At 61.2% G+C, this 16144-nt stretch carries 10 protein-coding genes and 2 pseudogenes; 5 read left to right on the top strand and 7 right to left on the bottom strand.

The annotated features are described in order from the left end of the window. Window positions 1–28: 28 nt before the first annotated feature. A complete protein-coding gene (proP, locus tag BW43_RS20955; protein ID WP_032885317.1) occupies window positions 29–1531 on the bottom strand; it encodes a glycine betaine/L-proline transporter ProP in 1503 nt (500 codons plus the stop codon). A 368-nt stretch (window positions 1532–1899) separates the two neighbouring features. Here proP and BW43_RS20960 point away from each other — a divergent pair, with 368 nt between their 5' ends. Both BW43_RS20960 and BW43_RS20965 read left to right on the top strand, forming a co-directional pair. Continuing rightward, window positions 1900–2424 (top strand): GNAT family N-acetyltransferase, encoded by a 525-nt coding sequence (locus tag BW43_RS20960; RefSeq protein WP_032885316.1) that lies wholly within the window; start codon window positions 1900–1902, stop codon window positions 2422–2424. A gap of 143 nt (window positions 2425–2567) precedes the next feature. Continuing rightward, window positions 2568–3971, top strand: coding sequence for an MFS transporter (locus BW43_RS20965; RefSeq protein WP_032885315.1), 1404 nt, complete (start codon window positions 2568–2570; stop codon window positions 3969–3971). Between the two features lie 30 nt (window positions 3972–4001). On the opposite strand, the gene BW43_RS20970 is transcribed toward BW43_RS20965, so the two are convergent. Then, entirely contained in the window at window positions 4002–4979 is a 978-nt protein-coding gene (locus BW43_RS20970; RefSeq protein WP_032885314.1) for a DMT family transporter, read from the bottom strand. Between the two features lie 92 nt (window positions 4980–5071). Between BW43_RS20970 and BW43_RS0127300 the strand changes: the two are divergent. Further along, window positions 5072–5980, top strand: a pseudogene (locus tag BW43_RS0127300) (LysR substrate-binding domain-containing protein). Between the two features lie 33 nt (window positions 5981–6013). Here the strand turns inward: BW43_RS0127300 and BW43_RS20975 are convergent. Both BW43_RS20975 and BW43_RS20980 read right to left on the bottom strand, forming a co-directional pair. After that, complete coding sequence (locus tag BW43_RS20975) at window positions 6014–7306, bottom strand: sorbosone dehydrogenase family protein (protein ID WP_032885313.1); 1293 nt, start codon at window positions 7304–7306, stop codon at window positions 6014–6016. After that, window positions 7303–7716 carry a DUF2231 domain-containing protein gene (locus BW43_RS20980; protein WP_032885312.1) on the bottom strand — a complete coding sequence of 138 codons (414 nt, stop codon included), beginning with the start codon at window positions 7714–7716 and terminating at the stop codon, window positions 7303–7305. The genes BW43_RS20975 and BW43_RS20980 overlap by 4 nt, the downstream gene beginning before the upstream one ends. A gap of 172 nt (window positions 7717–7888) precedes the next feature. On the opposite strand from BW43_RS20980, the gene BW43_RS20985 reads away from it, so the two are divergent. Together BW43_RS20985 and BW43_RS20990 are read left to right on the top strand one after the other, a co-directional pair. Continuing rightward, window positions 7889–8914: a UV damage endonuclease UvsE gene (locus tag BW43_RS20985; protein WP_032885311.1), complete on the top strand. Its 1026-nt coding sequence runs from the start codon at window positions 7889–7891 to the stop codon at window positions 8912–8914. After that, complete coding sequence (locus BW43_RS20990; protein WP_032885310.1) at window positions 8914–9687, top strand: nucleotidyltransferase domain-containing protein; 774 nt, start codon at window positions 8914–8916, stop codon at window positions 9685–9687. The genes BW43_RS20985 and BW43_RS20990 overlap by 1 nt, the downstream gene beginning before the upstream one ends. 366 nt (window positions 9688–10053) lie before the next feature. Here BW43_RS20990 and BW43_RS29510 read toward each other — a convergent pair whose 3' ends face one another. The 3 genes and pseudogenes from BW43_RS29510 to BW43_RS21000 form a co-directional block, all read right to left on the bottom strand. Further along, window positions 10054–10821: a methyl-accepting chemotaxis protein gene (locus tag BW43_RS29510; protein ID WP_371260683.1), complete on the bottom strand. Its 768-nt coding sequence runs from the start codon at window positions 10819–10821 to the stop codon at window positions 10054–10056. An 87-nt stretch (window positions 10822–10908) separates the two neighbouring features. Further along, window positions 10909–11913, bottom strand: a pseudogene (locus BW43_RS29505) (cache domain-containing protein); the annotation flags it as partial. A 230-nt stretch (window positions 11914–12143) separates the two neighbouring features. Beyond that, a complete protein-coding gene (locus BW43_RS21000) occupies window positions 12144–16133 on the bottom strand; it encodes a bifunctional nitrate reductase/sulfite reductase flavoprotein subunit alpha (protein ID WP_032885308.1) in 3990 nt (1329 codons plus the stop codon). Window positions 16134–16144: the final 11 nt, after the last annotated feature.

The raw sequence follows: 16144 nt of genomic DNA, 5'->3' as shown, positions 1-16144 counted from the left end.
GGCCGGGGCCACCACGCACGGTCAAGTCTTAATTAATTCGCGGGTGCTGTTGCACCAGATTCTGGCGCTTAGCTTCCAATTCCGCAATTTCGGCGTCGATGTCTTCGATCTTCTGCTCGATATTGTCGTGGTGTTCCTGCAGCAACTCCTTGGCTTCTTCCATGTCCGAAGCTGCCGGCGCCGCGCCACGCAGAGGCTTGTTGGCAGTTTCCTTCATCGTCAGGCCGGTGATCAAACCGACCACGGCAAACACCATCAGGTAGTAGGCGGGCATGAACAGGTCGTTGGTGCTTTCCACCAGCCACGCCACGGCCGTCGGTGTTACACCGGCGATCAGTACCGAGACGTTGAACGCACTGGCCAGCGCGCTATAGCGCAGGTGAGTGGGGAACATCGCTGGCAAGGTCGAAGCCATCACGCCGATGAAGAAGTTCAGGATTACAGCGAGGATCAAGAGGCCGGCGAAGATCAGGCCGATCTTGCCGCTGGTGATCAGCATAAATGCCGGGATCGACAGAAACAGCAAGCCAACACTGCCCGCGATGATGAAAGGCTTGCGGCCGATCTTGTCACTGATAAAGCCAATGAACGGTTGCACGAACAGCATGCCGACCATGATCGCGATGATGATCAGCACGCCGCTGTTTTCTTTGTAATGCAGGTTGTGGGACAGGTAGCTCGGCATGTAGGTGAGCAGCATGTAGTACGTCACGTTGGTGGCCGCGACGATACCGATGCAGGTCAGCAGGCTGCGCCAATGCTTGGTGGCGACTTCCTTGAAGGAGACCTTGGGACCGTGGGTCAGGCCTTCGCGGTCGCCTTGTTCGAGCTTGTCCATGTGTTGCTGGAACGCGGGGGTTTCTTCCAGCGCATGGCGCAGATACAGGCCGATGATGCCCAGAGGCAGAGCCAGGAAGAACGGCAGGCGCCAGCCCCACGATTCGAATTCAGCTTCGCCAAGCACGCTGGAGATCAATACCACTACGCCGGCACCGAGCACAAAACCGGCAATCGAGCCGAAGTCCAGCCAGCTACCGAGGAAGCCGCGCTTGCGGTCCGGGGCGTATTCGGCGACGAAGATCGACGCGCCGGTGTATTCACCACCCACCGAGAAACCCTGGGCCATCTTGCACAGCAGCAGCAGGATCGGCGCCCAGATGCCAATGGACGCATAGCCGGGAATCAGGCCGATGGCAAAGGTGCTCAGGGACATGATCACAATGGTGGCGGCCAGGACTTTCTGCCGTCCGTATTTATCGCCCAGCGCGCCGAAGAACAGGCCACCCAGCGGACGAATCAGGAAAGGCACGGAGAACGTACCCAGCGCGGCGATCATTTGTACGCTGGGGGAGGCGTCCGGGAAGAACACTTTACCGAGCACATAGGCGACAAACCCGTAGACACCGAAGTCGAACCATTCCATGGCATTGCCAAGGGCGGCGGCGGTAATTGCTTTGCGCACCTTGGCATCGTCGACGATGGTGATGTCCTTCAACCCGATGGGTTTGACGCTTTTTCTACGTAATTTCATGCGAACCACTCTAAAACAGAACAGGGGTGGTGCTATCACTGCGATAGCACCGCTCTGTCACTTCAGATACAAGCGGACACGAAAAAATTCACCCGTTGCTGTACTTTTTCTCGACTGGCAGCAGATCTACCTGTGAAAAGCGCTATTTCACGACCCCGCTACCCCCTGTAGTGAGCGGGCTTGTCGAATCGTCGCACCGCCCGCGCTGGGCTGCGAAGCAGCCCCATCAACGCCAACCCGGTTTTCCAGACAAACCGGGTTGTGTGGTTTTGGGGCTGCTTCGCAGCCCAGCGCGGGACAAGCCCGCTCACCACAAAAGCCCGCTCACCACAAAAAAAGAGTGACATCCTTTAGAGAGAACCACCCCAATGCCCACCTCACGCCTGATCTACCGTCCACCAACACTCGAGGATCTGCCGCGATTGTTCTCGATCTTCGGCGACCCTCAGACCAACCGGTTCAATCCTTCCGGTCCCTTGGCAAGCCTTGCCGATGCGCAGCGGTTGCTCGACCACTGGCTCGCACAATGGGCGCGCGACGGTTATGGCTGGTGGGCGATTGCCCGGCGTGAATCCCCAGAGCATCTCATCGGCTTTGGCGGTATCGCACCGCTCAACTACCTCACTGAGCAGCGCATCAACCTCGGCTACCGTTTTGCCGTGGAGGCCTGGGGGCAGGGCTATGCCACCGAGCTTGCCCGCGATGCGCTGGTGCTGGCGTTTGAAACCCTGAACCTGCCCGAAGTGTTCGGGCTGGTTCGGCCCGATCACGCCGCCTCGATCCGCGTGTTGGAAAAGGTGGGCCTGCAGCACATTTGCTTCCTCGAAGATGTGCCCGGTCAGGCGCCGAGTCTGGTGTTACGCATTTGTCATCCTACAACTACCTCTCTCTGAAACTTCTCGTAACCACGTAGTCCCTAGACAGGCGGCAATCTTTCAGATTGACACCGCTCATAGGCCTCGATATAAAAGTCGCAGTTGTACGACGACATATGACGTTACATATGTCCTACCTAACAAAAATAAAAAGTGATGCCATGAATCTGAACGAGCCCATCAGCGCCCAGCGCGTTGGCCAGGCGGTAGGCAACTATCGCTGGACCATCTGTGCGATGTTGTTTTTCGCCACCACCGTCAACTACCTCGACCGCCAGGTGCTCAGCCTGTTGGCACCGCAGTTGTCCACGCAATTCGGCTGGAGCAATACCGATTACGCCAACATCGCGGCGGTGTTCCAGTTCGTGTATGCGATTTCCATGCTGTTCGCTGGGCGCTTTGTCGACAAGATCGGCACCAAGGCCGCTTACGTGGTCGCCATCGCCATTTGGTCCACCGGCGCCGTCATGCATGCGTTCTCGGTGCAGATGGGCGAGGGCATTGCCGCTGTCAGCAGTGCGATTGGGCTGGCGGTGATTCCGGTATCGATTGCCGGGTTCATGCTCTCCCGAGCGGTGCTGGCGATTGGCGAGGCGGGTAATTTCCCGATTGCGATCAAAGCCACTGCCGAATACTTCCCCAAGAAAGAGCGCTCCTTCGCGACCGGCATCTTCAACTCCGGCGCCAACGTCGGCGCGATCCTGGCGCCGATCTGCGTGCCGCTGATTGCTGGCATGTGGGGGTGGGAAGCCGCGTTCATGGTGATCGGCATGCTCGGTTTTCTGTGGGTGGCGGTGTGGGCCGCGGTGTATGAAAAACCCGAGCAGCAAAAACGCCTGTCGGCCGAAGAACTGGCCTATATCCGCAGTGACCAGACCGTACAGCCGTTCACCAAAGCCCCGTCTGGCGCGCCCGAAAAGAAAGTCTCGTGGTTCAAGTTGCTGACCTACCGCCAGACCTGGGCCTTTGCCTTTGGCAAGTTCATGACTGACGGCGTGTGGTGGTTCTTCCTGTTCTGGCTGCCGACTTACCTGTCCGCGCAATACGGCATGAAAGGCGCCGATATTGTGATGCCGCTGGCGGTGCTGTACAGCATGACCATGGTCGGCAGCATCGGCGGCGGCTGGTTCCCCAGCTACTTTATGGCGCGCGGCGATGCCCCGTACGACGGCCGTATGAAAGCCATGCTGGTGATCGCGCTGTTCCCGTTGGTGGTGTTGTTGGCGCAGCCCCTGGGCTACATCAGCTTCTGGGTGCCGGTATTGCTGATCGGCGTGGGCGCGTCTGCGCACCAGGCGTGGTCGTGCAACATCTTCACTACCGTGTCCGACATGTTCCCGCAGAAAACCGTGGCCTCGGTGGTCGGTATCGGTGGCATGGCCGGTGGGATCGGCGGTGTGGTGATGACCAAGATCGGCGGGTGGGTGTTTGACTATTACAAGTCAATCAACGACATCCACACCGGCTACATGATCATGTTTGCTATCTGCGCCCTGGCCTACCTGGTGGCGTGGAGCGTGATGAAGACCCTGGTACCGCGTCACAAGGAAATCACCGACCTGTGAAAACCACAGGTCGCGAGGTGCACTTGCGCCTCACACCCGTTCAGCACCCCCGCAGGTGCTGGCGGGGTCTGCCCTGGTCAGGATGATCCGCACCGCCATCACCACACCGGTCAGCACAGCGGCCAAGCCTGCGGTTTCCATAGGCGTTGGCCAGCGCCCGTGAAACCCCAGGCCGAGCAGGGTGGCGAAGAGTGATTCAAGGGCGATCAATTGGCCGCTCAATACCATAGGCAAGCGCTGTGTTGCGGCGTTCCAGGCCCAGGCGCCGACCACGGTCGACATCAGCGCGATGATCAGGCTCCAGGCATACAACGGCCCAGCGCGGGAGAGCCCAAGGCCCAACGTCGGAAGCTTGAGCAAGCCGAAGCCCTGTATCAGCGGCAGCAACCCCAGTGTGGCGGTGCCTGCACCGAGCAGCATCAACGCGCTCCAGAGTCCAATGCTCGACGCGGGAAGGTGCATCAATTGCTTTTGATTGATCACGCTGAAGCCTATCCACAAGCCAACCGCGCTCAACGAAAACAGCAGCCCCAACCACCAGGAAGCAAGGCTCAATGAAGGCTGGTGCAGGCTGCTCAGATTGGCCAACAACAGCCCCACGGTCAGGCACGTCAACGGCATCGCCAGCCTGCGCCACTGCACGGTTTTGTCCCTGGCGTTGCCGAGCAGAGCCAGCAACACGGGGACCATCCCCACCAGCGTCGGCGTCAGCACCGGGCCGCCGAACATGACTCCCGCAGCGATGCACGCGCCGTATCCCAGGCAGCCCAAGGCGCCGAGGGCTGCGGCGAGGCAGAGCTGGCCAGGCCGCAACAAACACAGGTGCGCCCGCCACAGAATCACGCCCAATACACCCAGCGCGCCCGCGATCAAAAAACGCACCACCATCAGGTCGTAGAGGGTGTATTCGCCACTGACGTAAGGCGTGATGAAGTTCAGCGCCCAGCCCAGGGTCGAGATGACCGCCAGGGTTACGCCAACAAATATCGAGCTCTGCGGTAAGGTCATCAGGGTTATCCAACAGGCGAGAGATCCATGGTGCCTAGCCGCGAGGCTGTGCTACAAACGAGTTCTCGGCCCTGAATGCATAACTTCAGATTATGAATACGCTCGGTAAAACCTTGCCGCCTCTTGCCAGCTTGTTGCCCTTTGAAGCAGCAGCGCGCCTGTGCAGCTTCTCCAGGGCGGCGGATGAATTGCACATCACACAGGCGGCTGTCAGCCGACAGATTCGTGGGCTTGAAGACAACCTCGGGGTGAAGCTGTTTTACCGGCGCAACCGCGCGGTATCCCTTACGCAAGAAGGGCGTGACCTGGCGCGGGTGGTTAGCGACGCATTGCACAGCATCGGTGACAGCGCAGCCCTCTTGCGCGCCGCGCAACGCAGCGACCGGGTGGTGCTGCTCTGCCAACTGTGCGAAGCGTTTTATTGGTTGATGCCGCGTCTGTCGAGTTTCCACCAGCAATACCCGCATCTCGATATCTAGGTCGTGACCTCAACCCGGCCTTTGACGGAGTTCAGTGCGCACTTCGACGTTGCTCTGCAAAGTTCGCGGCGACCCAGTGGCGCACATCCCTTGATGTTCACCGCTGCTGACGAAGTGTTCCCGGTGTGCAGCCCTGCCTACTTCGATGCACGACAACCGCTGTCGCTCACCGAATTACAGTCGGCCACTTTTTTGCACCACAGCTCCCAGCCTCCGCACTTGATGGAGTGGGACAGTTGGTTGCAGGTGTTCGGGCAGGCAGTGGCCGCCAATGCGCGCAGTGCCACATTCGACAGTTATCCATTGATGTTGCAGGCAGCGGTGGAAGGGCATGGAGTTGCCATGGGCTGGCGCCGTACGGCAAGCAGGCTGATCGAGAGTGGGGCGCTGGTCAGGCCCTGTGTGGAGAGCGTGCATTTACCCGAGGCGATTTCGATTTATCGTCATCAAGGCGCGGGCGACCGCCCAGAGATCGCGGCGTTGTTGGGCTGGTTGCAGGAGCAATTAAAGGGCGACAGCTGACGGCTGATCAGCTGTCGCACACTCAATGCGCTGTTATTGGTTACGCGTCACGCGCCACACCGTATTGGCCAAGTCATCCGCAATGATCAGCGCACCTTTGGGGTCCACCGTCACGCCCACCGGGCGGCCACGGGTCTTGCCGTCGTCGCCACGGAAGCCGGTGGCGAAGTCAACCGGCTCACCCGCCGGTTTGCCATTGCTGAACGGCACAAAGATCACCTTGTAGCCCACCGGATTCTCACGGTTCCAACTGCCGTGCTCGCCGACGAACACGCCGTCGGCGAATTTTTCGCCCATGGCCGGGATGGAAAAGTCCACACCAAGTGCCGCCACGTGAGAGCCCAAGCTGTAATCCGGCTTGATCGCAGCAGCGACTTTGGCTGGGTTCTGTGGTTGCGCGCGCGGGTCGACGTTCTGGCCCCAGTAGCTGTAGGGCCAACCGTAGAAGGCACCTTCACGCACCGACGTCAGGTAGTCCGGCACGAGGTCGGGGCCGAGTTCATCGCGTTCGTTGACCACTGTCCACAGTTGCCCGGAGTCGGGTTGGATGGTCAGCGCCGTGGGATTGCGCAGCCCGGTCGCGTAGGGCTTGTGCGCGCCGGTGGCGGCGTCGATCTGCCAGACCATGGCGCGGTCGATCTCCACTTCCATGCCGCGTTCGGTGACGTTGCTGTTGGAGCCGATACCCACGTACAGCTGGCGCCCGTCGGCACTCACGGCCAGGGACTTGGTCCAGTGGTGGTTGATCTGTGCCGGCAGGTCGGTGACTTTGACCGGCGCACCGCTGGCCTTGGTCTGGCCGTCGGTGTAGTCGAAACGCACCAGCGCATCCTGATTGGCGACGTAAAGCTTGCCGTCCGCAAATGCCAGGCCATAGGGCGCGTTGAGGTTATCGGCGAACACGGTTTTCAGCTCGTAGGTGCCGTCACCGTCGGCATCGCGCAGCAGGGTCAGGCGGTTGCCGCTCTTGACCTTGGTGTTGCCCTCGGCCTTGATCAGGCTGGCGATCACATCCTTGGGCTTGAGCTTGGCCGCACTGCCGCCACGGCCTTCGGCGACGAGGATGTCACCGTTGGGCAGCACCAAGGTCTGGCGGGGGATGGCCAGGTCGGTGGCGATGGCCGTGACGCTGTAGCCTTCGGGCACTTTGGGTTTCTGATCGCCCCATGGCGCGGGCTCGGCGATCTTCATGCTCGGCAGCAGGCTGCTTTGTTGTTCCGGCAATTTGGGATCAGGGCCGCGGGCCTGGGTTTTATCGCCTTCGCCACCGCAGGCGCTTAACAGCAGGGCGGCACTCAACAGGGTCAATGTGCTGGAGGTTTTCATTTCACACCTCCCGAACGCAGGCCGGTCCAGGTCGCTGCGAGCGTCAGCAGCATCACGATCGCCGACAACACCAGGCCGGTCGGCATGGAGGCGTAAGCGTCCTTGGCGTGTTGGAACGCGTTGACCAGACCGAGTATCCAGGTGGCCAACAACAGCAGGACATACCGAGTAGGTTGCCCGGCCTTTCGCTCGGCGCGCAGCAGGTTGACCAGTGCAAACAGCAGCGCAAAACCACCGAATACCAACGCACCGGCGATCAGCCAGGAGGCGAAGTTCGCCCACTGGATCTGGTAGGTCTGGGTGTAGGCGATGTCACTGAGCAACGCGCCAAGAAACAGCGGCACGGTGCCGGCGAGCAAGGTCGCATGCAGCGGACCTGGCGTGGGGCGATAGGTGGAGAGGGTAGTCATGGGGGGGCGGCTCCTTTTTATCCAACGCCCCTGGGCGGGGCAGCGCATAGGAAATGAGCGCGGCGCTTGTCGGAAAGTTCAGGGTGATTGGTGTCTAAATATTATGAGCCCGCTGCCAGAGCCCATGCATAAGGCCGTATCATCGTGTACTTTCCTTTCGCCAGGCGCCTCTATGACACACCCTCGCATTGGCTTCGCATGCCAGTACAAGCACCCCGAACGCCTGTTGTCGCCCAGCGCCCTCAAGCTGATCGAAGGCCCGTTCAACCCCCGCACGACCACCTTGCGCTGGATGGACGGGGTTACGCCGCAGGTCGCCCGCGAAAAATTGGTCGAAGTGGTCACCCATAATCTGGCAGCGCAATTGCGCCTGTTGGCCTATGTCGCCCAACTGCCGCCAACCTTGCGCATGCTGCGCTTGAGCAGCGACCTGCTGCCGTTCTACAGCCATCCGAAAGTCGCCGACGTCTATAAAGATCCCGCCATCGAGCGCCAATTGATTGAAGGTTTCGCCGCCATCGGCGAGCTGGCGCGTGCCTCGGATATTCGGCTGTCGTTCCACCCTGGCCAATACTGCGTGCTCGGTTCGGAAAACCCCGGCGTGGTTGAAAACAGCCTCGCCGAATTCGAATACCACGCCGACATGATCCGCATGATGGGCTACGGGCGGCAGTTCCAGGACCTCAAGTGCAACGTGCACATCGCCGGACGCCTGGGGGTTGAGGGCACTCGCGCGGTGTGGTCGCGCTTGTCTGAGGTGGCGCGCAACTGCATCACCTTCGAGAACGATGAAAAGACCTACGGGCTCGACCACTGCCTGCAAGTCGCCGATCTGGCGCCGGTTGTGCTCGATATTCACCACTGCTGGATCAACGAAAACGAGTACATCGACCCCAGCAGCGAACGCGTCACTCGCGTGATCGACAGCTGGCGCGGCGTGCGGCCGACGATGCACTACTCCCAGCCCCAGGAAGTCCTCCAGGAACTGGGCTTCGACGCCGAGCACAAGTTGGAAATGGACGCGCTGTTGCAGGTGGTCTCCAAGCGTGACCTGTACGCCCACAGCGCGCAGATGTGGAACCGCTGGACCAACAACTACGCGCTGCAGTTTCTGGAGCGCTTCGACATCATGTTGGAATCCAAGGACAAAAACGTGGCAGCGCTGGCGTTTTATGAGCACTGGAAGAGACAGTCGTGATGACGTCGAACAGCTCGGGTATTGACCCGGACGGCTATATCCTAAGCGTCCCCCACAACCCAATGCAGCCTGAGTTCCAGGCATTGCTTGAGGATGTCTGCGCTTCGCTGTCGCCGGATGATTTGGGGCTGGACAGTCTCTATCTGTACGGCAGTGTCGCAAGGGGAGACGCCACGCCCGGTGTCTCTGACCTGGACCTCACGCTGGTGCTGCGTGAACCGCCCACTGCGCCGCTGCTGGCGCGTCTGGAAGCGATTCGCCGGGCGCTGGAGCAACGGCACCCGCACGTCATTAAGGTCGATTTTGACATCGGCAGTCGTGGGCAAGTGTTAGCGGCTGACAACAGCAACAGTTGGGGCTTCTGGCTCAAGCACCATTGCCGCTGCCTGTGGGGCAATGATCTTTCCCTGCATTTCGAGCGGTATCGGCCGTCCCGCGACATTGCCGTGGCGGTGAATGCCGACTTTGAACACGTGCTGGCCGGCTACCTCACGCGTATTGCGCAAGCTGATACCCAGCAGGACCGATTGCGCTTGCAGCGTGAAGCATCACGCAAGGTGGTGCGGGCCACGCATGTGTTGCGCTCGGAAGATGCGACAACGTGGCCACAGACACTCGAAGAGCATGTTGCACTGTTCGTCAGGCGTTATCCGACGATGATCACGCAGGTGGCGTTCTTTCTGTTTGAAGCGCGAAATCCTGAAGCCGAAGTCGACAACTTCACGACCCGGCTGCAGACATTTCTGGGTTGGATGGCCTCGCAACAGCAATAAAGGTGTTGGCCGTGAGGCCGCCACTGCAGCATGGCCATCTCCACACTTCCTAAAGACCAACACACAACCCTGTGGTGAGCGGGCTTGCCCCGCGCTGGGCTGCGAAGCAGCCCCAAAGCCTGCCAACGCGGTTTTACTAAGAAATCGCGGCGGTCTTAGTGGGGCCGCTCCGCAGCCCAGCGCGGGGCAAGCCCGCTCACCACAAGAGCGTCGTTTTCTCAGGGTATGTCTTCACCACAGATGTGTAGATGCCCACGGCCATTGCAGCATGGCCATCTCCATACTTCCTAAAGACCAACACATAACCCTGTGGTGAGCGGGCTTGCCCCGCGCTGGGCTGCGGTTGATCAATGTGCTTGCCAACCCTCAGGACTTGAAGCGTCCCACCAACCCATTGAGCTCATCCGACAAATTCGACAAGCGCCCCGAGTCGTCTTGCGCGGAGTTGGCCAGGCTTTCCACCAGGCGCGCTTCGTCGTAGATCTGCTGGATATGCCGGTTGATTTCTTCGGCCACGCTGTGTTGTTCCTCGGCGGCGGCGGAGATTTGCAGGTTCTGATCGCGGATCTCGTTGACCGACAACTGGATGCCTTCAAAGCTGTCCCGCGCGCTTTCAATGGACGACACACTGGCCCGTGACAGGTCCAGGCAACTGCCCATTTTTTGCGTGACTTCCTGGGTCTTGTTTTCCAGGGTGCCCAGCAGGTTTTCGATTTCGCCGGTGGAGTCGGAAGTGCGCTTGGCCAGCGCCCGTACTTCATCGGCCACTACCGCAAAACCACGACCCTGATCACCGGCGCGGGCTGCTTCGATGGCGGCGTTGAGCGCCAGCAGGTTGGTCTGTTCGGCAATCGCGCGGATGGTGCCGATGATCTGGTTGATGCTGCGGCTGCCGGCTTCGAGTTCGACCATGGCGTCGGACGACTCGGTCAGACGGCGGCCCAGGCGGTTGACGTTATCGGTGGTGACCTCGATCTGTTGCTTGCCCTCGGCCACACGGCGATGGCCGTTCTCCGCCGACTCTGCCGCGCTGCTGCAGGAGCGCGCGACTTCGTTAGCGGTGGCGACCATTTCGTTGAATGCGGTGGACACCAGTTCCACGGCCTCGCGCTGGCGCCCGGCGGCTTCGTTCATGTTGTGCGCCACTTCGCTGTTGACCTTGGAGGCGTTGTGCAAATTGGCCGAGGCCGCGCCGATGTGCTGGATCAATTGGCGGATGGCGGCGAGGAACTTGTTGAACCAGCCAGCGAGTTCAGCGGTTTCATCCTTGCCCTGCACGTGCAGTTCGTGGCGCAGGTCGCCTTCACCCTCGGCAATCGACTGCAAACCGGTACTGACCTGGCCGATGGGCTTGACGATCACTTTGGAAAACGCCGCCGCGAGCACGCCGAAGATCAGCACCAGCACGCCGACGATGACGGCGGTGAGGTAGGTCATGCGCGTGGCTTCGGCCATGACTTCGCGGTGTTCGATCAGGCCGATATAGCGCCAGCCCAGGCCGGGAGAGGTCCACACGTTGGCCATGTAGCGCACGCCGTTGATTTCCACTTCGGTAGAACCCTGGGGTGTCTCGGCCAAGTGCGCATAGGCGGCACCCAGCTCCTTGAGCGGCTTGAAGCTGTGGGCGGCGTCGCGCGGGTCGACCAGCACCACACCGTCCTCGATCAACATTACGTAGCCGCTTTCGCCGAGCTTGATGCTCTTGACCAACTCGGTGAGGTTCTTCAGCGACACGCTGACCACGAACACCCCCTTGGCCTTGCCGGCGTTATCCAGCAATGCCCGCGCGGTGCCCACCAGGGCCACGTCGTCTTTGTCGTAATAGTACGCCGGGGTGCGCACGGTCTTGCCGGGGCTGGCCATCGCGGCTTTGTACCAGGGGCGTGTGCGTGGATCGTATTTAGCCAGTTGTGGATCATCGGGCCATTTGACGTAGGTGCCGTCTTCCAGGCCGATGGACAGGATGGCCGCCGCCGGATGGGTGGCGCCAAACCGGGCGAATCGGTCGATCACCTCTTGCGCGGCCGCAGGCATCGGTTGGCTGGCAGCGTCGGCGGGTTGGTAATTCTTGAGGGTGTTGACGGAGGTGTATACAGGATCCGTGGCCATTTGATCGACGTTCTGCAGCGTGCCGTCGAAGAACTGACGGATATTGCCATCGATCTGGCGGATTTCGCGGGTGCTGCCGTCGATGAACTGATCGACCGCCTGGGTCCGCGTGTTCATGACAGAGATCACCGCCACCAGGCTGACCGGGATAAACGCGACAGAGACAAACGCCAGTACAAGTTTATTTTTTATTTTCATCGAGACGACCATCAGCACGGAGGGTGGTGAAACCGTCGCATTCTGCACCCGCAGCGCGGCGATTTGCTATCACCGCTGTTTCGGCTAGATGCCGGCAAATCTTTAGGGTTTTTTGTACACAATACAATCGGCGATTGTTCTGTATCCAATCAGTAGACATCACGCAGATAACGCTTCTGCTCACTCAGTTGGCGCCAGTACTCCACGGCGTCCTCTACGCCCAGTCCGCCGTGGGTATTTGCGACCTGGCGCAGTGCCTGGTCAACGTCCTTGGCCATATGGCTGGCATCCCCGCAGATGTACAGCTTGGCGCCGTCCTGCAACCAGCGCCACAGCTCGGCGCCGTGTTCGCGGATGCGGTCCTGCACGTAGATCTTCTGCGCCTGGTCGCGGGAAAACGCCAGGCTCAGATGAGTGAGCAGGCCGTCGCGCTGCATGCCTTGCAGTTCGTCCTGGTAATAAAAATCGCTGGCGGCGTACTGCTCGCCAAAAAACAGCCAGTTACGCCCCTGATGCCCCAGGGCCCGACGCTCCTGCAAGAACGCACGGAACGGCGCCACACCGGTGCCGGGACCGATCATGATCATCGGCACGTCACCGTCGTTGGGCGTGCGGAAGTGTTTGGACGGCTGCACAAACACCGGCACTTCGCCGTCGCCGACGCGGTCGGCGAGGAAGGTGGAGGACACGCCTTTGCGCTTGCCATAACGCACGGCGGCCACCGTCAGGTGCACTTCGTGGGGATGGGCCTTGGCACTGGAGGCAATCGAATACAGACGCGGTTGCAGACGTTTCAGGGTGCCCAGTAGCTCGTCCGCCGAGCAGTCGATGGGATATTGCTGCAGCACATCCGTGAGCTGTCGGCCCCATAGCCAGTCTTTGAGTTCAGCCTTGCGCTCGGGCCGCAGCAGTTGTTCCAGGCCCGGATTGGCACTGCGCTCGGCAATAAAGGCCAGGGTCTCGCTGCCAGGACGGGCGATCTCGAAGTGCTGGGTCAGCGCCTGTTGCAGCGATACCTCACCAAAAGTGTCGATGTTTACCGAGGCGCTGGCGCTCAGGTGGGTCAGCTCCAGCAGTTCGCTCACCAGTTCCGGGCAGTTGCGCGGCCGCACGCCGAGGGCGTCTCCGGCTTCGTAGGTCAGGCCGGAGTCCGCCAGGTCCAGGGCGAATTGGCGAGTTTCCTTGTGGGCGTTCTGGGGGTTCAGGTGCCGGTTGAGCAGCAGGCGTGATTGATGCAGTTTGGTTTTGCCGGCGGGTGTGGCGGCGAGTGTGACGGGCTTTGCCGGGTTGAGGGTTTGCTGCAACTTCGTCAGCCAGGCATCGGCGCGTTCTTCGAATTCGGTATCGCAGTCGACGCGTTCCAGCAGGCGCGTCGCCCCCAGTTCCACTAGGCGCTGATCAAGCCTTTTGCCGTGCCTGCAAAACTGGTCGTAATTCGGATCACCCAGGGCCAGTACGGCAAAGCGCAGGGACTCCAGGCGCGTGTCGACGGTGCTGAGGCTGTGCCAGAAACCTTCGCCATTGTCCGGTGGGTCGCCGTCGCCAAAGGTGCTGCTGATCAGCGCCAGGTTGTGGGTACTCGCCAGTTTGCTCGTCGGGAAGTCCGCCATGGCGCTCAGTTCCACGCTGATGCCCGCTTCGCGCAGGCGTTTGGCGAAGCGCTCGGCCAGGGCTTCGGCGTTGCCGGTCTGCGAGGCCCACAACAGGGTGACGTCCGGGGAGGGGAGCGGTGCAGCGCCTGTGCGACTGAACAAACCACCGAGCAACCCGTCCAGCCACAAGCGAGTGTCCTGGGCCAATGGCGCGCTTGCCGGCATCACCGGGACGCCAGCGTCCTGCCGCGCGGCGCTGGAGTGCAGGCCACTGAGGAAGCCGGCGAGGTAGGTGCGTTCACTGTCGCTCAGTGACGGCACCGGCCTGTTACGGATACCGGCGAGATCGGCGAAGGCGTCGAGGCGCAACATGGTGAGGTCCTCCGGAAGGTCATGGGAAGTGGGCGCCGGTTGGTCGAGGAATTGATGATCGATCAGCTCGACTCGGGCCAGCGCGACCGCGCAGCACTTGAACTCGGGCTGCAGGGAAATCGGGTCGACGGCATCGTTGGTCACCGCATTGATCGCCAGGTGCTCGCCAAACACATCGTTCCAGTGGAAGGGCGCAAAGCAGTTGCCGGGCCGCACGCGGTCAGTGATCACCGCAGGCAGCACGGCACGCCCGCGCAAGGAGCGCACCTCCACCGGTTCCTTGGCCTTGAGGCCCAAGCGCGCGGCGTCATCGGGATGGATTTCCACGAACGGGCCGGGGTTGAGTTTGTTCAGGGTGGCGACTTTGCCGGTCTTGGTCAGGGTGTGCCACTGGTGCTGCAGGCGGCCGGTGTTGAGCACGAAAGGGAAGCGGTCGTCGGGCATTTCCGCAGGCGGCATATGGGGGCGCGGGAAGAATTGGCCTTTGCCGCTGTCGGTGGCGAATCTGAGCGTGCCGGTATTCAGGTAGCGGATCGGGTTTCGGTCTGCGCCGTCGGCTGAAGGGCAAGGCCATTGCAACGGTTGTTCACGCAGGCGCGCATGGCTTGCGCCGCGCATGTCATAGCCGGTCTTGGGGTTCCAGGCGCGTTTGATTTCTTCGAACACGTCGGCGGCGCTGGCATACGTGAACGCGTCGGCAAAGCCCATTTCACAGGCGACACGGGCGATGATCTGCCAGTCCGGCAAGGTTTCACCGGGTGCATCGACGGCCTTTTGCATCAGGGTCAGGTTGCGCTCGGAATTAATCATCACCCCTTCGGCCTCGGCCCACAGCGCGCCGGGCAGCAGGATGTCGGCGTAGCGGTTGGTCTCGGTATCGAGGTAGGCGTCCTGGGTGATCACCAGTTCTGCTGTGCGCAAACCGTCGATAGCGGTCTGGCGATTGGGCACGCTGGCCACCGGGTTGGTGCAGATGATCCAGCAGGCTTTGATCTGCCCGGCGGCCATCTGTTCGAACATCGCCACGGTGCCGTTTCCGGCTTGGCGCGGCAGGTGGTCAGGCGGGATTTGCCAGAGGTCTTCGATAAATGTGCGGTCGGCGTCGACCATGACCGAGCGCTGTCCTGGCAGGCCCGGGCCCATGTAGCCCATTTCGCGGCCGCCCATGGCATTGGGTTGGCCGGTGAGGGAAAACGGCCCGCTGCCGGGGCGGCAAATCGCGCCGGTGGCCAGGTGCAGGTTGCACAGGGCGTTGGTGTTCCAGGTGCCGTGGGTGCTTTGGTTGAGCCCCATGGTCCAGCAGCTCATCCACTCGGCGGCCTGGCCGATCCAGTCGGCGGCTTGGCGGATATCCGCTTCCGCCAAACCCGTGATGGCAGCGACGCTGTGGGGCGGGTAGTCCTCAAGAAAACCGGGCATAACCTCCCAACCTTCGGTGAACGTGGCGATAAAGCCGGGGTCGGTGTGGCCGTTTTTCACCAGCAGGTGCAGCAGGCCATTGAGCAGCGCGAGGTCGGTGCCGGGTTTGATCGGCAGGTACAGATCAGCTTTGTCGGCGGTGGCGCTGCGCCGGGGGTCGACCACGATCAGCTTCGCCCCGGCCTTGACCCGGTCCATCATGCGCAGGAACAAAATCGGATGACAGTCAGCCATATTGGCGCCGATCACGAAGAACAGGTCGGCGCGGTCAAAGTCTTCATAGGAACCCGGTGGCCCGTCGGAACCGAGGGACAGCTTGTAGCCGCTGCCGGCACTGGCCATGCACAGCCGCGAGTTGGATTCGATATTGCGGGTGCGCACAAAACCCTTGGCCAATTTGTTGATCAGGTACTGCGCCTCCAGGGACATTTGTCCGGACACGTAGAACGCCAACGCATCGGGGCCGTCACGGTCGAGGATATGGCGCAAACGGCCGGCGGTTTCGCTGATGGCGGTGTCCATGGCGACCCGCACCGGGTCGTGATCGCGCTGCTCACGCAGGTAAGCGTTTTCCATGCGCCCGGACTCGGCGATGGCTTGGCCGCACGTAGTGCCTTTGGTGCACAGGCGGCCAACGTTGGTGGGGTGGGCCTGGTCGCCGATCACCTTGACCACTTTATTGTTTTCCACTTGCATCACGATGCCGCAGCCGACGCCACAATAAGGACACACGCTACGTACGCTTTGGTTTGCCATCCGTCACCCTC

The organism is Pseudomonas sp. RIT357 (genome assembly GCF_000632245.1).
In the GTDB taxonomy this organism is placed as follows: domain Bacteria; phylum Pseudomonadota; class Gammaproteobacteria; order Pseudomonadales; family Pseudomonadaceae; genus Aquipseudomonas; species Aquipseudomonas sivasensis.
The sequence above is the reverse complement of the archived record's forward strand: the minus strand, read 5'-3'. Positions and strand labels throughout refer to the sequence as shown.

Coding starts and splice junctions, on each gene's coding strand:
- BW43_RS20980 (WP_032885312.1), bottom strand. CDS start 7,716: ATGACTACCCTCTCCACCTATCGCCCCACGCCAGGTCCGCTGCATGCG.
- BW43_RS20985 (WP_032885311.1), top strand. CDS start 7,889: ATGACACACCCTCGCATTGGCTTCGCATGCCAGTACAAGCACCCCGAA.
- BW43_RS20990 (WP_032885310.1), top strand. CDS start 8,914: ATGACGTCGAACAGCTCGGGTATTGACCCGGACGGCTATATCCTAAGC.
- BW43_RS20970 (WP_032885314.1), bottom strand. CDS start 4,979: ATGACCTTACCGCAGAGCTCGATATTTGTTGGCGTAACCCTGGCGGTC.
- BW43_RS20965 (WP_032885315.1), top strand. CDS start 2,568: ATGAATCTGAACGAGCCCATCAGCGCCCAGCGCGTTGGCCAGGCGGTA.
- proP (WP_032885317.1), bottom strand. CDS start 1,531: ATGAAATTACGTAGAAAAAGCGTCAAACCCATCGGGTTGAAGGACATC.
- BW43_RS21000 (WP_032885308.1), bottom strand. CDS start 16,133: ATGGCAAACCAAAGCGTACGTAGCGTGTGTCCTTATTGTGGCGTCGGC.
- BW43_RS20975 (WP_032885313.1), bottom strand. CDS start 7,306: ATGAAAACCTCCAGCACATTGACCCTGTTGAGTGCCGCCCTGCTGTTA.
- BW43_RS29510 (WP_371260683.1), bottom strand. CDS start 10,821: ATGAACGAAGCCGCCGGGCGCCAGCGCGAGGCCGTGGAACTGGTGTCC.
- BW43_RS20960 (WP_032885316.1), top strand. CDS start 1,900: ATGCCCACCTCACGCCTGATCTACCGTCCACCAACACTCGAGGATCTG.